The 17,748-nt window shown below is 42.5% G+C and carries 13 protein-coding genes and 2 rRNA genes; 2 read left to right on the forward strand and 13 right to left on the reverse strand.

From position 1 onward, the window contains the following. Positions 1–80: 80 nt before the first annotated feature. On the reverse strand, positions 81–596 hold the full coding sequence (locus tag H6779_01800; GenBank protein USN88160.1) for a prepilin-type N-terminal cleavage/methylation domain-containing protein: 516 nt from the start codon (positions 594–596) through the stop codon (positions 81–83). A gap of 170 nt (positions 597–766) precedes the next feature. Between H6779_01800 and H6779_01805 the strand changes: the two genes are divergently transcribed. Then, positions 767–1,462 carry a UMP kinase gene (locus H6779_01805; GenBank protein ID USN88161.1) on the forward strand — a complete coding sequence of 232 codons (696 nt, stop codon included), beginning with the start codon at positions 767–769 and terminating at the stop codon, positions 1,460–1,462. Positions 1,463–1,536: 74 nt separating this feature from the next. Here the strand turns inward: H6779_01805 and H6779_01810 are convergent, their stop codons facing one another. The 7 genes from H6779_01810 to H6779_01840 form a co-directional block, all read right to left on the reverse strand. Next, positions 1,537–2,112, reverse strand: coding sequence for a cupredoxin domain-containing protein (locus H6779_01810; protein ID USN88162.1), 576 nt, complete (start codon positions 2,110–2,112; stop codon positions 1,537–1,539). Positions 2,113–2,174: 62 nt separating this feature from the next. Further along, a complete protein-coding gene (locus tag H6779_01815) occupies positions 2,175–2,729 on the reverse strand; it encodes an AAA family ATPase (GenBank protein ID USN88163.1) in 555 nt (184 codons plus the stop codon). Between the two features lie 3 nt (positions 2,730–2,732). After that, complete coding sequence (locus H6779_01820; protein ID USN88164.1) at positions 2,733–3,713, reverse strand: protein translocase subunit SecF; 981 nt, start codon at positions 3,711–3,713, stop codon at positions 2,733–2,735. 6 nt (positions 3,714–3,719) lie between these two features. After that, the gene (secD, locus tag H6779_01825) at positions 3,720–5,189 is read right to left on the reverse strand and encodes a protein translocase subunit SecD (GenBank protein ID USN88165.1); all 1,470 of its coding nucleotides are present in this window, start codon (positions 5,187–5,189) and stop codon (positions 3,720–3,722) included. 51 nt (positions 5,190–5,240) lie between these two features. Next, the gene (locus H6779_01830) at positions 5,241–6,038 is read right to left on the reverse strand and encodes a bifunctional 5,10-methylenetetrahydrofolate dehydrogenase/5,10-methenyltetrahydrofolate cyclohydrolase (GenBank protein USN88166.1); all 798 of its coding nucleotides are present in this window, start codon (positions 6,036–6,038) and stop codon (positions 5,241–5,243) included. Positions 6,039–6,060: 22 nt separating this feature from the next. Continuing rightward, a complete protein-coding gene (locus H6779_01835; GenBank protein USN88167.1) occupies positions 6,061–6,996 on the reverse strand; it encodes an NAD-dependent epimerase/dehydratase family protein in 936 nt (311 codons plus the stop codon). A 30-nt stretch (positions 6,997–7,026) separates the two neighbouring features. Continuing rightward, positions 7,027–8,379: a sugar transferase gene (locus tag H6779_01840; protein ID USN88168.1), complete on the reverse strand. Its 1,353-nt coding sequence runs from the start codon at positions 8,377–8,379 to the stop codon at positions 7,027–7,029. A 108-nt stretch (positions 8,380–8,487) separates the two neighbouring features. Between H6779_01840 and H6779_01845 the strand changes: the two genes are divergently transcribed. Next, entirely contained in the window at positions 8,488–9,636 is a 1,149-nt protein-coding gene (locus H6779_01845) for a glycosyltransferase family 4 protein (GenBank protein USN88169.1), read from the forward strand. Positions 9,637–9,666: 30 nt separating this feature from the next. On the opposite strand, the gene H6779_01850 is transcribed toward H6779_01845, so the two are convergent. The 5 genes from H6779_01850 to H6779_01870 form a co-directional block, all read right to left on the reverse strand. Beyond that, entirely contained in the window at positions 9,667–10,791 is a 1,125-nt protein-coding gene (locus H6779_01850; protein ID USN88170.1) for a rod shape-determining protein RodA, read from the reverse strand. Between the two features lie 18 nt (positions 10,792–10,809). Continuing rightward, on the reverse strand, positions 10,810–12,246 hold the full coding sequence (locus H6779_01855) for a VWA domain-containing protein (protein ID USN88171.1): 1,437 nt from the start codon (positions 12,244–12,246) through the stop codon (positions 10,810–10,812). 172 nt (positions 12,247–12,418) lie between these two features. Then, positions 12,419–12,526: ribosomal RNA gene (gene rrf, locus H6779_01860) — 5S ribosomal RNA — on the reverse strand. Between the two features lie 178 nt (positions 12,527–12,704). Further along, positions 12,705–16,283 (reverse strand): 23S ribosomal RNA (locus tag H6779_01865). Positions 16,284–17,050: 767 nt separating this feature from the next. Continuing rightward, a complete protein-coding gene (locus H6779_01870; GenBank protein ID USN88172.1) occupies positions 17,051–17,722 on the reverse strand; it encodes a hypothetical protein in 672 nt (223 codons plus the stop codon). Positions 17,723–17,748: the final 26 nt, after the last annotated feature.

Raw genomic sequence — 17,748 nt, forward strand, 5'->3', positions numbered from 1 at the left:
CACTTATATAGCCATATGTCAAGCACGTGACTCTTGGAATTTGTCAAGAGTTCCCTTTAAGCAGAGGTCTACATAGTCCCCTAATTGTGGCAGAAAAGTAAAATTACATTGTCAGCATCATAGTCACAGTCACCGTTTTTTCCGCAGGAGTAAATTACACTGGAATCAGTACTAGCATCCGCCACCCCTCCACAACCAACCGTTTCCGCTAGACATTGATAGTCCTCATCAAGACGGTACGGGTTACCCCAGGGGTCTATCGCTTTTTTAATGTACGGCCCGTTCCAACCAGAGTAAGTACCGTCCGTTGCCACCAAACCTGAGGATGATGCATTCAACCAGATTTCATTGTTTGGATAAGAGCTGGGCGGACAATACTTTTTTAATTTGTTAGGATACAAACCAGTGTCGTTATAAAGTATTTCCATAGCTTTATATATACCATTCAGTTCACTCTGAGCAGAAGCCACCTGCGCTTGGTATCTAGCGTCAGCCAAAGAAGAGAGTATTACACTCGCCAATATACCAATGATCGCAATTACAACCAGTAGCTCAATCAAAGTGAAGCCGAGTGTATATTTGGTAAATTTATACATAATATACATAATTTGTAATGTATAAAAAGTATAGCACTTATTAATCTTAATATTCAGTATCGTAGGTTGAAACTAGTAAAAAATAACGTACAATTCTATAATTCCCTCTCAAATCAAATAGCTTGAAACCTTTGTTTTAGTTGTTTAATTTGAAACGGATCCTAAATACTATGTCAAAATCAGAAACTATTGTTATATCAGTTGGCGGATCACTGATCGTTCCCGATCAAATTGATACGGCTTTTTTAGCTAAGTTAAAGGATTTTATAATTAAAGAAACGACGGATGGCCGTCGTTTTGTTATTATCGCCGGTGGCGGTAAGACTGCCAGACGCTACCAAGAAGCAGCCGGAGAGGTTAGCAGTCTACAAAGCGAAGACTTGGACTGGCTCGGACTACATGCCACCAGACTTAATGGCCACCTTTTACGTACCATCTTTCGTGACCTAGCGTATCCAACTATAATTACCAACCCTGACGAAATTCTTGACGTTCCGACAGACTCTCCTCTTATTATAGCGGCCGGTTACCGACCGGGCGCATCAACCGATTTACGAGCCATCCAGATAGCCAACAACATTAAAGCTCACCGAGTTATAAATTTATCCAATACTGACTATGTTTATACTGCCAACCCAGCCACTAACCCAACCGCTGAAAAAATCGAAGAAATATCCTGGACCGATTTTAGAAAGTTGATTCCCGAAGAATGGGATCCTGGACTATCCTCTCCTTTTGACCCAGTGGCTGCTAAAGAAGCGGAACGATTAGGTATAGAAGTGGCCCAAATAAACGGAACCCATCTTGAGTATTTGATAAACTATTTGCACGAAGAAGATTTCATTGGTACTAGAATTCACGTTTAGTTTTGACGGCAAAATACGGTACAAAATAAGCCCTAAATAGGGCTTATTTTGTACCGTATTTTGCCGTCATCCGGCTACTCAACAATCAGCTTACCGACCATACCAGCTTGGCGATGACCACCCACTGAACAGTAATATTCAAAAGTACCAATTTTGTCAGCCACAAAAGTTACCGAAGTATTACCACCGGCTTGAATTCTATCTGTAGCTGCACCGAACTCATCTACTACCCAGTCATGAAAACCGCTAGAGTTAGTCAGATTTATAGTTACCCGATCGCCCTTGTTGACCTTTATCTCAGTAACTGAGTAACCGAAACTAAAAGCATCTAGGGTAAACACTTTTTCGGTGACAGCAGCTTCAGTCACACCAGAAGATGGCGACCCCCCTTTACCAGTTGGGTCAATCATTGTCTCTGATTTTGAAGCATCGCCCTCTGAAGTCTCTATAGTTTCCATAACCCCAGACTCTTCATCGGTTGTTGCTGTCACATCTGTTTCTTCCGACATATTATCGGTCGTAACTCCATCCGTTTCCCCGGCTGGAATATGATTATTTGTAGTGTTTGAACCTTGATTGCCGCTATTGATAAACACAAAAATGAGTGCGATTAAAATCAGCCCAAGTACAACGATATATATAGGTTTCATAAGCAAAAAATTATATCTAATTACGAATAGTGTAGCACAGTACACAGACTATTGGCTACAAATTATTTTTTGTGAGCGACCAAAAAATTATCTACAGACTTATATAGGTTCTCAAGTGAGTCACAGTTAGAAATAGTGTGATCAGCCAACTCCATTACCTTGGCTTTTTGCATACCATTAGGATCAGGATCATCCATTTCTAATTTTTCGTGTTTTACAAAATCTTCAAAGGAAACATGATCAGTTCCACTCCCACGGCCCACAATTCTTTCATATCGCACATCAGCCGGTGCATCAATCGCCAGAAGCAAGCCACCGGCCTTTCTTAAGGTTTCTACTTCATTAATTGTCCGAATAGACTCAATTACCGCTTTCTCTACTCCATCCGCCGCTATTTTTTCTAAGGCTTTTTTTACAATCACATCCGTCCCATTCTCTGAACGCATTATATTAGCCACCTTTCTTAAGTTTACTCTAGTTGGTTCAAGACCACGCTTTTTTATTTCTTCAGTAATCAAATCTCGACTTGAATAATGTACGAAGTTGTATTTTGAAATTAAATGCGCAACAACAGAACCCTTGCCTGAGCCATCTGTACCAGTAACACCAATTATCATAGCTTAGTTGTTAGGATTATTCTTAGATTCTTTATATTTTGAGTAAGTTATGAGTAGTGGACTAGCAATACAAATTGATGAATAAGTTCCCGCCAAAACTCCGGCAATCAAAACTAGAGCAAACGTTTCGGTCACGTCTCCACCGATTAAGTAGAGAGCAAATAAAGCTAGCAAGGTGGTGAGAGAAGTGTTGATTGAACGAGCAATTGACTGAGACACAGCATTCCCTACTATATCGTCAAATGGTTTTGTAATAGTGTACTCTACCTCTTCTCGCACAACCCCTACCTCATTGCGTTTAACACGTCTTTCAGTGCGATTTTTGATTAAGTTCTCACGTACTCGGTCAAAAATCACGATTGTATCATTTACCGAGTACCCAAGCACTGCCAACAACGCCATCACAAACAATACATCCATTTCTACCCCTGATAAATAGCCCAAGATACTCATGAGAGCAGTCGGCACTAACACATCATGAATCAAAACCAAGATGGTTATACCACCATAGACCCAAGAACTGACCGGCTTACCAATACCAGCAAAGGCAAAAGCAATATACAAAATTATAATCAAAACCACTCCCGCAATCGCCCACATAGCTTTGTCTCTAAGCTCCTTACCCATTACCGGACCAATAGAAGTAAAGCGAGTGACTTCTGAACCATCACTAAGACTAGTCACTGCTTCCGCTACGTCTACACGCTCAGCTTCTGATAGATCACGAGTACGAATCAGGTAGCTGTCCCGGCCTGATTCGTCCAAAGAAGCCTGAATCGAAAAACCACCCAAATCTAAAGCCTCAACCACTGACTCTACCTCCTCTTCAGTTGGAACAGTATCACTATAAGCCACCTCTGTTAGTGAACCGCCCGCAAAATCAATCCCTACCTTAGGCGGTAACAAAAGAATTAGAAGTAGACTTCCACCCATCAAGACAGCAGCGATACTTAAGAAAATTTTTCTGTACTTAATAGCAAACATAAATGATTACTTAGATAGACCACAACCGAATAAAAATGACCAGATCTTATTCTCACCCTGTTTTACATCCGGTAGAGCCATGAGCAGAGTACGAGTTACTACCAAAGCTGAAAGCATGGACACAACCACCCCGATTCCAAACACTAAAGCGAAACCTTTAACCAAAGACGATCCGAACCAAAACAGGATAATGGCCGAAAGAATACTGGTTACGTTTCCGTCCCTGATGGCCCCCCAGGCCCGATTAAATCCTTCTACTGCCGCTTCGCGACTATTCTTACCAGCCCGTAGCTCTTCCTTCATGCGCTCAAACACCAACACATTGGCATCCACCGCCATACCAAGCGAAATGATAAAACCAGCCAAACCAGCCGCGGTTAAAGTAACTGGAATATACTGGAAAAGTGCCAACATGATTATGACGTAACCCATAAGCGCGATACCAGCCACCAAACCAGACAAACGATACCACAAGATCATGAAAAGCAAGATAAGTCCAAAACCAACGGCACCAGCCTTAACACCCTTATCAAGCACTTCTTGTCCTAAAGTAGCTCCAATGGTCTGAGTACTAATAAGTTCAATTGGTACCGGCAAAGCACCGAAGTTAAGATTTTGTGCCAGAGCCCTAGCTTCGGCCGGATCAAAATTACCAGAAATAATAGCCGTTCCTCCAGTAATCGCCTCATTGATACGAGGAGAAGAAATCATCTCTCCATCCAAGAAAATAGCCAATTGTTCCCCAACGTGACTCCGGGTGATATCAGCAAACAACTTACCTCCTTCGGAAGTAAAGCGTAAAGATACAATTGGCTCATTAGCTACCTGCCCAGATTGACTACCAGCAAATTCCAGTCTAGCACTTTCCAAATAGCGACCGGTTAAACCAGTATCAATATAAGGCTCACCTACTCCTAAAGTCTCAGCAGTAGACGAGGTTCTAACGTTAGAAACAACCGCTTTGGCTCCATCTTCATCCTCAATCTCTTTTCCAATTGAAGCCACGGCATTTTGGGCAGCCAGTGCTTCAGGATCTAGTAACTTAAATTCCAAAAGCGGAGTCCGCCCAATCTCAGCCACCGCCTCAGAAACATCAGTCACACCAGGTAATTCAACCACCAAACGTTGATGTTGTTCTTCGGTCACGAAACTACTCGTCTCAACGTAGATAGCGGGCTCTGAAACGCCAAAAATATTGATACGCTTTTCAATCACGTCACGTAAAGTATTCATCAAATCCGGGACTTCAAGCGGATCAATTCCGGTCACATCTGCCTCATAAATCAAATGAGAACCACCGGCCAAATCCAATCCCAACTTAAAAGGATTGTCAGAATTATCGTTGATAGTATTGCTATACACGGTTGAAGCCAACCAGCCAATAACTGCAACAATTACAACCGCCCTAAAAAAACGCAAAAAAGCGTCTGTTTTTGTATTGGTAGAGGTTTTTTCTGGTACCGACGAATTTGCCATATAAAAGTATTTAAATAATGTGTCTGTTATAGCATAGAAAAATCTAATTTTCTATTGACGTAAGTGCAACTTTACGAGATTGCGCAAAAGTACCGCGATTGTCATTGGCCCAATTCCACCCGGAACTGGTGTGAAAAGGCCCGCTTTTTCCGCTACCTCAGGCTTGGCATCACCTACCAAAAGACCACCGTCTTCTGAAGCACCGGCGTCAAACACAAAAACACCCTCCCTTACCATATCAGCCGTCAGTAGATTTGGTTGACCAGCCCCAAGGATGATTATATCTGCCTCTTTGGTATAATATACTATGTCTTTACTATTTTCATCCAAGATAGTTACGATACCTCCCCGATTTTGGGCATACAAGCCAGCAGGTTTACCTACCAAGCGACCAGCACCAATTACCACCACTTTTTTTCCTTTCCATTCAAGCCGATATGTATCAGCAATCTCAGCTATAGCCCCCACCACCGGCGGCAAAATATCTGTATCTTCACCGGTGTACCCAAAAGCATCTATGTCCTGACTTTTTGGTATTGATTTTAAAACTTCATTCGTATCAATATGAGCCGGTAACGGCAACTGAACAATGATGCCAGTTTTCTTCGATGATTCGGTTTTGATAATGGACACTATTTTTTCGGTATCTATTTCTTTTGGTAAGATAATAGTATCCATTTCTATACCCAGCTCAGCCGCTCGCGCCGCCTTAAGAGCTAGAAACTTCTTTGTTTCAAAATTTGGATCACAAGTAATAACCGTTAAACGCGGTTTAACGTCTAGATGTACTAAACTATTTGCCAGCTCTCGATAGATCTCGTTCGCGAGAACTTTTCCGTTTATAACCATGGCGCGTAGTATAACTTATAGGTCACACTTGGTCTACAGACCAATCAATAACCTCACGGAGACCTTCACTCAATTCCACAGAAGGATCAAAACCATACTGAGATTGGATAAGTTCAATATTTGCACAACTCCTTTCAATATCACCTGGACGACGAGCACTGTACTTTGGAGCAAGCTCTTTAGACATGATCTGATTAAGTCCAACAACCAGTTCATTAACAGTTATTTCTTCACCCCGTCCAACATTCCAGACACCATACCCAACTGCACTATTCTCAATTGCCAAAAGACAAGCTTTAGCCACATCTAAGACGTGAATAAAATCTCTAGTGGCAGAACCATCACCAAAAATAGTCGGACGTTCCCCCGTTTGCATACACTGAGTAAAAACCGAGATGACACCAGAGTATGGCGAATTTGGATCCTGGCGTGAACCATAGACATTAAAGAAACGTAAACCGGCAGTTGGTAAAAAGAATCGTTCAGAGTAGAGTCGCCCATACAGTTCATTAATCATTTTGTGTACACCATATGGCGACAACGGTGCCAGCTCCACACTTTCTGACGTTGGCACCACTTTAGTGTCTCCATAAACCGCTGCTGAAGATGCATATACTAAACGGCGTATTTTATGCTTAGCTGCTGAATCCATCACATTTAGGGTACCAGTCACATTAACGGTATGAGTACCAACTGGATCGACAATAGATTCCTGTACAGAAATAAGAGCCGCCAGATGTAAGACTAATTCATACTCACCCATCACCGCATCAAGCCTGTCTTTTTCACAAATATCACCCTCGATATAGGTAATATCATTCATAACATGTTTTAAATTTACCGCCTCAGCCTTGGCTTTTTTATCAAAGACACCAACCGTGTACCCGTGTTCAAGAAACAGATCTACACAATGTGAACCGATAAACCCAGCCCCTCCAGTAATCAAAATTCGTTTCATAAATAGTACAAAATTAGCTTGTAAGTGTATTTATGTACCTGTACGCATCAGTATAGTCGCTACTGTTTTTAGCGCTATCTGTACATCAAGAGTTAGTGAATGTCGCTTGAGGTAAAAGAGGTCATACGAAAGCTTCTCCATCGTCCGTTCGACATCAACCCCTCCTCGAGGCACATCAAAGTTATTAATCTGTGCCCACCCCGAAAGACCAGGCTTGATGAAATGTCGAGCATTGTAGTATGGCACTTTCTCAGCGTAAACTTTAACAAGCGTCGGTATCTCAGGCCGTGGACCAATGAAAGATAAGTCTCCCTTGAGTACATTTATGAGTTGTGGCAATTCATCAATCCGTGTTTTCCGCAAGAAGGCTCCCACCTTTGTATCGACCAACTCACTTTTAAGTGCCTCTTCACCACTGTCGGCACCATTTTTTGTACGTATTTTATAGATATTTATCGGTCGATTAAATTGACCCACACGTTCAGCTGTATAAAAAAGGTCACCATTATCTTCGAGCTTGACTGCCACAGCCACAAACGGAAAAAGGGCTAAACTCGGTATCATCAATATCAAAGCAAAAACAATATCTATAGATCGTTTTGCAAAATTATAGAACAAGCTCTTTGCTTGTGATATGTTGGTAATAAACCACTCGTATCGTAAGGCTGATAACGGTACCCGATCAAAAGTTTCTTCATAGACTTTATTAAAATCTAAGAAAGTTAGCTCGAATTTTAGAAATGAAAGATCAAACAATTTAGGTAACACCGTAGCTATGTACTTACTGTTTGGATTCGCTACAATTATATCGATTTTCTCGTTCTCAATCAGATTTAATAACTTATTTTCAAAATCTTTTGTCTCTGTAGCTGTCTTTTCGTCAATTATCCTGACAAAGGAATAACTATAACGACTGTTGTTATTTATCTCATCGACTAACTCTATAGCCTCGTGTCCGTCGGCTAAGATAATTGCTTTGTGTTGTGTTTCCGGTACCATCCGTGGAAACAGTGACATGCGCCACCAGGTAAACAAGGCGATGCTAATAAAAATATAAATGACTAGATTGGTCTTAGGCGCAATCCCAAAAGGGATTATGAAGAATAAAAGAGCTGCTATCAAACCGTTAACGATTTGGGTATTAATTATTCGACTAAGTAAAAAAGACTTGAAAAATAACGTTTGTTTGTCATAAAGACCGGCGATATAAAAGACAAAGATCCAAATGGTTGAAATGGTCAAAAATGGCCCTAAGTGTTCCACGAATAAATCATAGCTAGGCAACGACAAATAGCGCACCAATAAAGTTAGCCAGAGTGCGGCAATAAAAAAGAATATGTCACCAAGGACTAATTGCACCAATTCACGTGTTCGCTCCCCCATAGGTAATTACACATTATCGTACCGAAGTATTTGAAAATGGCAAGGGCACGGCGCCTTTGGCGCCGTGCCCAAAAATAAGCTATGCTATATATACTATAAAAAATAAGCATGGAAACAAGCCCGACCCAAAAACGCATTCTTTATGTCATAACAAAATCAAATTTTGGCGGTGCTCAACGTTATGTTTTTGAGCTAGCTCTAGCCATGCATAAACTCGGTCATGATGTAGCGGTCGCTTGCGGAGGACAAGGAGAATTAGTAGAAAGACTGCGAGCACAAAAAATACACACTTATGAAATAGAAGGCTTTCAACGTGACATAAGCTTCTTTAAAGACCTTAAAGCTATCTGGTCTTTAAGAAAAGTCATACATCAATTTTCCCCTGATATAGTACATGTAAATAGTGCTAAAGCTGGTCTTTTGGGTTCACTTACCGCGAGGCTACTCGGCATATCTAGAGTTATTTTTACAGTTCATGGCTGGACATTCTTAGAAGACCGATCTGGGGCTTGGAAGTTCATGGCTTGGGCTGGGTCGTACCTGACCAACCTCCTTTCCCACAAGATCATTATGGTCAGCCACCATGACCTTAGCAATTCACACATGATCGGCATCAAAAATAAAAGTACCCTTATTCACACCACAGTCAATAATTTCTTTCTCTACGACAGACAAGAAGCTAGGCATAAACTTTTTTCTGCTGATGACATAGAAAATCACCAACATAATATCTGGCTTGTAACCACAGCAGAATTAAATGCTAACAAAAATCACAAGGAGGCTATCAATGCTGTAGCTGAATTTAATTCCACCCACTCAACCAAAATATTTTACTCCATAATTGGTGAAGGTGAATTGCTTTCAGATTTACGCGAGCAAGTAGATTTTCGTGGACTTAAAGACCACGTTTGTTTTCTCGGTCAAATCAAAGATGCTAGGCAGTATCTATTAGCTTTTGACGCCTTTATTTTGCCGTCAAAAAAAGAGGGTTTGCCCTACTCCCTATTAGAAGCCGGTCAGGCCGGACTTCCCTGTATAGCTAGCCAGGTCGGCGGAATCGGAGAAGTAATAGAAGAGAAAATCTCAGGACGACTAACCGACCCTGATAACCACAACACTATTGTTAAAGCTCTTGATGAAATCATCAATTACCCAGACAGACGAACACGTTATTCAAGTAATTTGACAGACCACATTCACACTAATTTTAGCCACTCTGAAATGATTGATAAAACAAAAAAAGTGTATTTTCTTTAACCAAAACTAGTTACCACCAACCAAGTAGTTCTAATCAACAAATGGAGTTTCCTTGGCCACCGCTTTAGCACCTTGAGCACGACTCATACCAAGCACCATCGCTACCGCCACAAATTCTGTCACTAAGTGTGAGCCGCCATAACTCATAAAAGGTATAGTCGTTCCGGTAACAGGTAATACTCCAATATTTATACCAACATGAACAAAAAAGTGTGCCAACAAAAAGATGACTACCCCAACCGCGAACAATTTCTCAAAGTTACTAACTCCTAAAGTAGCATGGTAGAGAAGCCGCCATATCACCACACCAAATAAAGAAAACATGACTAAAACCCCAATGATTCCCCACTCTTCAGCAAAAGCTGCAAAGATGAAATCTGTCTCATATTCCGGCAAATACAAAAACTTTGATTGTGTACCATACCCGATGCCCTTTCCAAAAATCTGCCCCGAACCGACCGTCACAGTCGACTGATAAGCGTTGTAACCAGTACCTTGAATATCGGCCAAAGGATCAACAAAGGTCATAATGCGATCCTTTTGATAGTCCTGGAAAACAAATTGCCACATACCACCAAGAGCCACCAAGCCAAGCATGAACACAACCACGACATGCCGAAACTTAAGACCGGCCACCAGCACCATACCAAACCAAATCGCAAAGATGATCATAGCTGAACCAAAGTCAGGTTGTACCAGTATTAGACCAAACGGGATCAAAACATAAAAACCTGATACCAGAATATGCTTAAAATCACCAATTAGTTCGTGACGCTTGGCAAAATATTTGGCCAATAATGCAATCAAGATAAGTTTGGTTGGATCAGAAACCTGTAATGAAAAGAAACCCAAATCAAAGCGCTGCCTTGCTCCCAAAATAGTTTCACCAAAAAAAAGCACCAAGACAAGCAAAACCACCGTTAATAAATACAGGTAAAAAACAGTGTTACCAGTCCTTAAAAAACGGTAATTCGGTATTATTGCAACAAAAAAAAGCCAAACTACAATTAGAACCCAAATAATTTGACGATTAAAAAAAATATTATCCTCGAGCGGTGAATACATAGTCACCAATCCAAAGATGGTAAGGCACATGATTGCCCCAAACAAAATACCGTCAAATCCTGAAAATACCGTTTGCCAAAGCCGTCTCATGCTTACAGCATATACAAATTATCGCAACGGCGCAAAGTTTGTGTCGGTTTTGGGAATAATGTCAATTCTAGCCGGACCAACCTCACAGATATGTATCGCAATTTCTTTATAAACAGCTTCCAATTGTCTGATAGTTGGTGCTTCAAAATACATATTAGGATCTGACGCCAAGTCTTTGATCAAAGTTACATCACGCTCAATGGAATCATTAGCCCCACCAAAAAAATCACCAAAACCAATTGTATATATAGTCACGTCAGAATCTTTGGCTTTTTTGGCCATGTCAAGGGCATACGTAGCGGCATATTCACGATCAGCTAAGCCTGTTTCAGGATTTACCGGCCTGGTCACGTCTCCATCAGTCAAGAAAATTATTACCTTTCTAGCATTGTCACGATGCCTTACCCCAGTTAGTTCAGATAAAGCGACCGCAAAAGCGTCACCCATGTTGGTGTACTGCACTCCATCCTCCCCCATTTTTGTGCTTTGAATAGCGTTAACGACTGCCTCTATATCAGGTGTGAGAGTCTGCTCAATCGGATTCGATGGAGTTGTAGCGTAAGATAGATAGCCCATAGTATCCTGCTTGTGTACTAATTTCACAAATGACTTAGCCGCTTGTTTGGCACTTTCGAGTGGCTCTGGCGGATCCCCACCATCAGCTGCCATTGAACCAGATCTATCCAAGATCAACATGATATCAGACGGAACTTCACAACTACGGACAGTCTTGGCAATCGGAATTGGCCAAGTAAACACTATATCTTGAGTGCTTCTTGGATCAAATTTATCGATAAAAGACTGTGAGGCTGTGATCGGATTGCCAGCCTGGTTAAAGATAGTCGCTACCACTTCCACATCTCTCGCTTCTGTCAGCTCTGTGTTTTCCAACCGAACATTTAGGCGAGGACGAGAATCGGTGCTCAATAAGTCCCAGTCTAGAGTTCTAAACTGATTACGACCTATAGCTGCTGGTAACCACATTTTAGTTGGATTGATTTCAATAGTTGTTCTGGTCGGACTACGATCGTCAAGTGTCTCCATTCTTCCTTCAAAAACGGGATAAACACTATTCGGCGGCAAAACCGTGGTGCCGGAACGTTCAGCGATTAAATCCTCCCCGTCAAACAACCGAAACGTGTAGGTTAAAGCAGGTGAACCAGCTTCAGCGTTTTTATTTTCGATATAAGCCACTGAGTTGTATTGGCCATCCCTAATTTTGAAACTTTCTGCCCATACCACTTGTGGTGGCTCAACAGCAAATTCGCAGATGAGAGTACAACCACCACCACAATCCACTCCGGCTTCATTACCGTTTAAAATACCATCAAAACAACTCGCTGGTGTATAAAAATATCCAAAATAAAAGACAGCGATAATCGCAGACCAAAAAACCCCAAACCCAACTATGTACTGAAGTCTACGCCAAAAGGCCCATGGTCGGAATATACTCATGATGGTTTTTATTATATCAGATACGCTCTGACTAATTTAGCGTGATGGGGACGCTGTAGGCATTGCCTATCACACTAAAACAAAACCCAGACCAAAAGGTCTGGGTTTTGTTTTAGGAGTAATTTATAAACAATATTCTTAGCACCTACTTTAGTCTTTTTTAAGAACCTTGTTCTGGCAACTAGCTACTCTTCCCCTTGCGGAGTACCATCGCCTCAACCGAGCTTAACTTCTGTGTTCGGAAAGAGAACAGGTGTATCCTCGGCGACAAGTCACCAGAACAAGAACCTCAAAAAAATAAATGACCAGATAGACACTAAGAATATTGTCTATAAAAATGATTGTTGCAGTACAGCTATCAACTAATCTCGCATATTCTAACAACTTGGTAAACAACAACTCAAAAATTGCACAGCAGTATCATCGTTAAAACAATGTACAGCGTTCCTTACAGGAATTACGTCCTATTAGTACACCTCAGCTCCATGTGTTACCACACTTCCACTTAGTGCCTATCAACCAGATCATCTCTCTGGGGACTTAATGATTCCTAATCTTGGAGTTGGCTTCCCGCTTAGATGCTTTCAGCGGTTATCCATTCCGAACATAGCTACTCGGCGGTGCCACTGGCGTGACAGCCGATAGACCAGAGGTTCGTTCATCCCGGTCCTCTCGTACTAGGGACAACTCTCCTCAAGAATCGACGCCTGCAGTAGATAGGAGACCAACCTGTCTCACGACGGTCTAAACCCAGCTCACGTGACTTTTTAATTGGCGAACAGCCAAACCCTTGGGACCTGCTCCAGCCCCAGGATAAGTCGAGCCGACATCGAGGTGCCGAACCGTGCCGTCGCTATGGACGCTTGGGCACGACTAGCCTGTTATCCCCAGGGTAACTTTTATCGGGTAATCTCCGGCGGCATCTAAAGCCAACCATCGGTTCACTATGCTCCGCTTTCGCGTCTGTTCGGCATCTACGCCTTACAGTCAAGCTGGTTTATGCCATTACACTATCGTCACGGTTTCCATTCGCGACTAACCAACCTTGAGACCCCTCCGTTACTTTTTGGGAGGGTAGCGCCCCACTAAAACTGCCTGCCACGCACTGTCTCAGATAGGTTTTTCCTATCTGGTTAGAGACTACCAAAATAAAGGGTGCTATTTCACTGGCGACTCCACGGTACCCGAAAGCCCGCTTCAAAGTCTCACACCTATACTACGCATTAATTCAATAGCCCCAATACGAAACTACAGTAAAGCTCCTGGGGTCTTTTCGTCTATCTGCAGGTAGGCGGCATCTTTACCGCCATTGTATTTTCACCGAGCAGGTCCTCGAGACAGTTTCCCACTCGTTACGCCATTCGTGCACGTCGGAACTTACCCGACAAGGAAATACGCTCTATATCTCCTTCTCCTACAAAATAAATTGTAGACATTTCACTATAGGACTCTATCTTCACCCTTCTGATATTTTGGTATAACTCCTTAGTTGAATAAGTATTTCATTCAACTAATTTGATATCCCATATCAAATTAGGGTGTGCAACATTTGGTCTCTTGTTGGTTGCATTTGGACAATCTTACATTTCTGTAAGTAAGGTAACTATGGCTAGGCTGCTTAACCTACAATCGTTCTAGTCCGTTTGATGCACGTATTTCTACACGCACCAAACCTTAGAACGATTATAGTTATCGCTGACATTTACTGGGGCTTATACAGTCCAGCAATACAATCCGAAGATCATATCACCCCCCGTATTTAACCTTCCAGCATAGGTCAGGCGTCACCCTCTATACATGGACTTACGTCTTCGCAGAGAGCTGTGTTTTTGTTAAACAGTCGGCAGGAAATCTTTCGCTGCGGCCCTTACCCCGAAGGGTTTGGGCGGACCTTATCCCTAAGTTACGGTCGCTTTTTTGCCGAGTTCCTTGAGGACCTCTCACTCGTTCGCCTTAGTCTTCTCGACTCTACCACCTGTGTCGGTTTGCGGTACGGAACCACTATGTTTAACCCAAACGAAGTTTTTCTCGGAAGCGTGCTCCTCAAATCGGTTTGACGAATCTCCCCTTCAGACTCACCTTGGAGTATTGCCATGCGGATTTGCCTACATGACCTCCTCAGTGCTCCAGCACCAATCCAATAAGATGCTTTGAGTACAACACTCCGTCCCTCCATAGGAACATAGCAGTGTGCAGGAATATTAACCTGCTATCCATCGAGTCCCCCTTTCGGGATTCCCTTAGGACCGACTAACCCTTCGCTGATCACCATCGCAAAGGAAACCTCGGTATTTCGGCGGACGGGGGTCTCACCCGTCTTGCGGTTACTTGTGCCGGCATTCTCACTCCTCCTCGCTCCATCTTGGCTCCCGCCTTGAGTTCATCGCAGAGAAGGACGCTCTCCTACCACTTGTAGGCTTCATTGAGGATCCGAGGACGAATCCTCGGAAAATTATTTTAACGAAATGTTTTTCTCATACTTCAAATTTTGAGACAGAATATGGTATTTTTTTGATACTTCTTTCAATACTTCCTTTGCTTTATTAACCGCTTCATCATGTCCAAAAGCTTTTATTGGGGCCTTTTCACGTTTAATAGAATTCGTAAAGCCTACCATCCTTGAAAAGAAACTATCGTTTATATAAGAATAATATAAAAAATACCCTTCCTCTTCTTTACTCATTTTTTCCTCCTGTTATTTTACTTCCTCAATGAAGCCTACAAATCCGCAGTTTCGGTAATATGCTTGAGCCCCGATCATCTTCGGCGCAAGGACTCTCGACCAGTGAGCTGTTACGCTTTCTTTAAAGGATGGCTGCTTCTAAGCCAACCTCCTGGCTGTTAGAGAATCCTCACCTCCTCACTTTGCACTGAGCATATATTTAGGGACCTTAACTGGCGATCTGGGCTGTTTCCCTTTCGACCAATGGAGCTTCTCCCCCATAGTCTAACTGCCGCGCTGTAACCTACTGGTATTCGGAGTTTGATAAGAAAAGCGAGATTTCTCCCTGTCTTTTCTTTCCAGTGCTCTACCCCCAGAGGGATCACGCGACGCCAACCCTAAAGCTGTTTCGGAGAGAACCAGCTATTACGGAATTCGATAAGCTTTTCACTCCTTACCACAAGTCATCCGATGGTTTTGTACGGCCAACCGGTTCGGGCCTCCACGACCTTTTACAGTCGCTTCACCCTGCTCATGGCAAGCTCATCCCGCTTCGGGTCGTACCCCTGCCCTATATTCGCGCTATTAACGCTCGCTTTCACTGTGCCTACGTGGGATTACCACTTAAACAAAGGACAAAGGTACACTCGCCGGCTCATTCTTCAATAGGCACGCCGTCACCCAAGTAAACTTGAGCTCCGACTCCTTGTAGGTGTATGGTTTCAGATCTATTTCACTCCCCTCTCCGGGGTTCTTTTCACCTTTCCCTCACGGTACTTGTTCACTATCGGTCTTCAAGAATATTTAGCCTTACCAGTTAGTACTGGTGGATTCACCCGAGCTATTCATGTCTCGGGCTACTCAGGAACAAAAACCAAAGAGATGTATATATTTCGAATACAGGACTATTACCTTCTAGGGTCGTACTTTCCAGTACATTTTCCTATATATACATTTTGTAACTCTTCGCAACTAAATGCCGTTTTTGCCCTACAACCCCATACATATAAATACGTATGGTTTGGGCTCTTCCCGTTTCGCTCGCCGCTACTAAGAGAATCGCAAGAACCTTCTTCCTAAACGTAATGGCGCTCTCGCACCACAGTTCAGGAATTTCTCCCTGAACTGGATGCTAAAGCATCCGTTCAGAAAGAAAGTTCCACTATTGCTTTCTATTCCTACAGGTACTGAGATGTTTCACTTCCCTGCGTACGCCTCCTCATACAAGGATCACTGCCGATGACAGCGGGGTTTCCCCATTCAGACATTTCCGGGTCAAAGGTTGATTGGCACCTCACCGAAACTTATCGCAGCCATTCCACGTCTTTCTTCGCTTCTTGAAGCCTAGGCATCCACCATACACCCTTACATTCCTGTAAGGAACGCTATACACCGTTTGGCTTTACGTTCGCTTACCTTCATGCTGTGCACCGCTGCACAATTTTTGAGTGTGTGTCTCTGCTTGAAAAAATACAGTAATTCAAACAGAGACGTGTCTCATCTAAAAGATGAGACGTTGTGTTTGATTTGTCGTGGACGAAAAGACCCTGTCCGAAGACATAAAATCTTTACACGACAAATCGGTTTACCTACAGTGTGAAAATCACGAAGTGATTTTCACACTATTGCCACGCGCGCGTCGAACACGCGTGGACTTTTCGGAACAGACCTTATCAATCTGTTCCTTTTAGAATATGCGATTGCGTGGTCTTTGCCACACAACCCCCAATCACTTGATCAGGCGACAGAAAGTATGAACATGAATCATATTCGCACTTTCTGTCGCTCGACTTCAGTTCTTGAGAATTGTCAACGATCGCGTACCTCCGTAAGTTTAGTTTAAAAAAACCGCGTGACCGCGGGAAAGACGTAAAAACGAATTTCGCGCGATTAGCTATTTCTTGTTCCTAAACTCATAAATACGTGAGCGCCATTGTATACGAATCAAAAATAAAGTCAAGCGTTTATTGTGGTTAAAAGTAGCCTACTTATGTACTTTTTATTCACAGTTTTATGCACAATAAAAAATACCTTTGCGGTAGACCCTTTTTCAGCCACACAAACAAAATACAGCGCTTTTATTATTAGTAAATAAAAAACCGCCGGTGTTAAATCCGGCGGTTTTTTAAGAAAGTGTAACTACTACCGTTTTGTAATAGAATCAATCACCCTACTAGCCGCCTCTTTTCCACCAAGACCAAAGGCCAAACCAAGAGCCAATGAGATAGCGAAGACAATACCGGTAAATAGAGGTTGGATAAGCTCTGAGGCAATGTTTAGCTGATTTAGAGCTGCTAGTACCGCCATGGTTATGATGGCAACATAAGCAATCTTACCAAACAAATCCGGACGACTCATACCTGCGCTCTCAGTCGAAGCAACGATAGCTTTCTTAGCTATACGACCCACAACCGCTGCCACCATCAAGATAAGAACAGCCACAATTACCCGTGGCAAATAGTCTACCACCACCTCACGCAAGAAAGTAGTAACTTCATCTAGCCTCAATATATCTAACGCCACAATAAAGAAGACTAGGAGAACAAACCACTTAACTAAAACAGCGATAAAAGCTCCCGCTCCTTCTTCAAAACCCATTCGTTTCGTGACTTCACTGACACCGGCAGCATCAAGCGCGGTATCAATACCAGTACGACTAAACAATTTCTCTACCACCTTCTTTATACCAGAAGCCACCATAACACCGACCGCGATGACTATTATAGCCACCACAATGGTCGGTAGAAACTGAATCAGACTAGCCCACATATCCATAAAGGCTGATTGCAGTGAAGAAAAAATACTGTACTCCATAAATGTAAGAATTAAATTATTAACAA

The organism is Candidatus Nomurabacteria bacterium (assembly GCA_023898525.1).
Lineage (GTDB): Bacteria > Patescibacteriota > Minisyncoccia > Phycocordibacterales > UBA918 > OLB19.

Excerpts from the sequence above, each read along its gene's own strand:
- H6779_01840 (USN88168.1), bottom strand. The coding sequence starts at position 8,379 with ATGGGGGAGCGAACACGTGAATTGGTGCAATTAGTCCTTGGTGACATA.
- H6779_01850 (USN88170.1), bottom strand. The coding sequence starts at position 10,791 with ATGAGACGGCTTTGGCAAACGGTATTTTCAGGATTTGACGGTATTTTG.
- H6779_01870 (USN88172.1), bottom strand. The coding sequence starts at position 17,722 with ATGGAGTACAGTATTTTTTCTTCACTGCAATCAGCCTTTATGGATATG.
- H6779_01810 (USN88162.1), bottom strand. The coding sequence starts at position 2,112 with ATGAAACCTATATATATCGTTGTACTTGGGCTGATTTTAATCGCACTC.
- H6779_01800 (USN88160.1), bottom strand. The coding sequence starts at position 596 with ATGTATAAATTTACCAAATATACACTCGGCTTCACTTTGATTGAGCTA.
- H6779_01835 (USN88167.1), bottom strand. The coding sequence starts at position 6,996 with ATGAAACGAATTTTGATTACTGGAGGGGCTGGGTTTATCGGTTCACAT.
- H6779_01805 (USN88161.1), top strand. The coding sequence starts at position 767 with ATGTCAAAATCAGAAACTATTGTTATATCAGTTGGCGGATCACTGATC.
- H6779_01830 (USN88166.1), bottom strand. The coding sequence starts at position 6,038 with ATGGTTATAAACGGAAAAGTTCTCGCGAACGAGATCTATCGAGAGCTG.
- H6779_01815 (USN88163.1), bottom strand. The coding sequence starts at position 2,729 with ATGATAATTGGTGTTACTGGTACAGATGGCTCAGGCAAGGGTTCTGTT.
- H6779_01845 (USN88169.1), top strand. The coding sequence starts at position 8,488 with ATGGAAACAAGCCCGACCCAAAAACGCATTCTTTATGTCATAACAAAA.
- secD (USN88165.1), bottom strand. The coding sequence starts at position 5,189 with ATGGCAAATTCGTCGGTACCAGAAAAAACCTCTACCAATACAAAAACA.
- H6779_01855 (USN88171.1), bottom strand. The coding sequence starts at position 12,246 with ATGAGTATATTCCGACCATGGGCCTTTTGGCGTAGACTTCAGTACATA.
- H6779_01820 (USN88164.1), bottom strand. The coding sequence starts at position 3,713 with ATGTTTGCTATTAAGTACAGAAAAATTTTCTTAAGTATCGCTGCTGTC.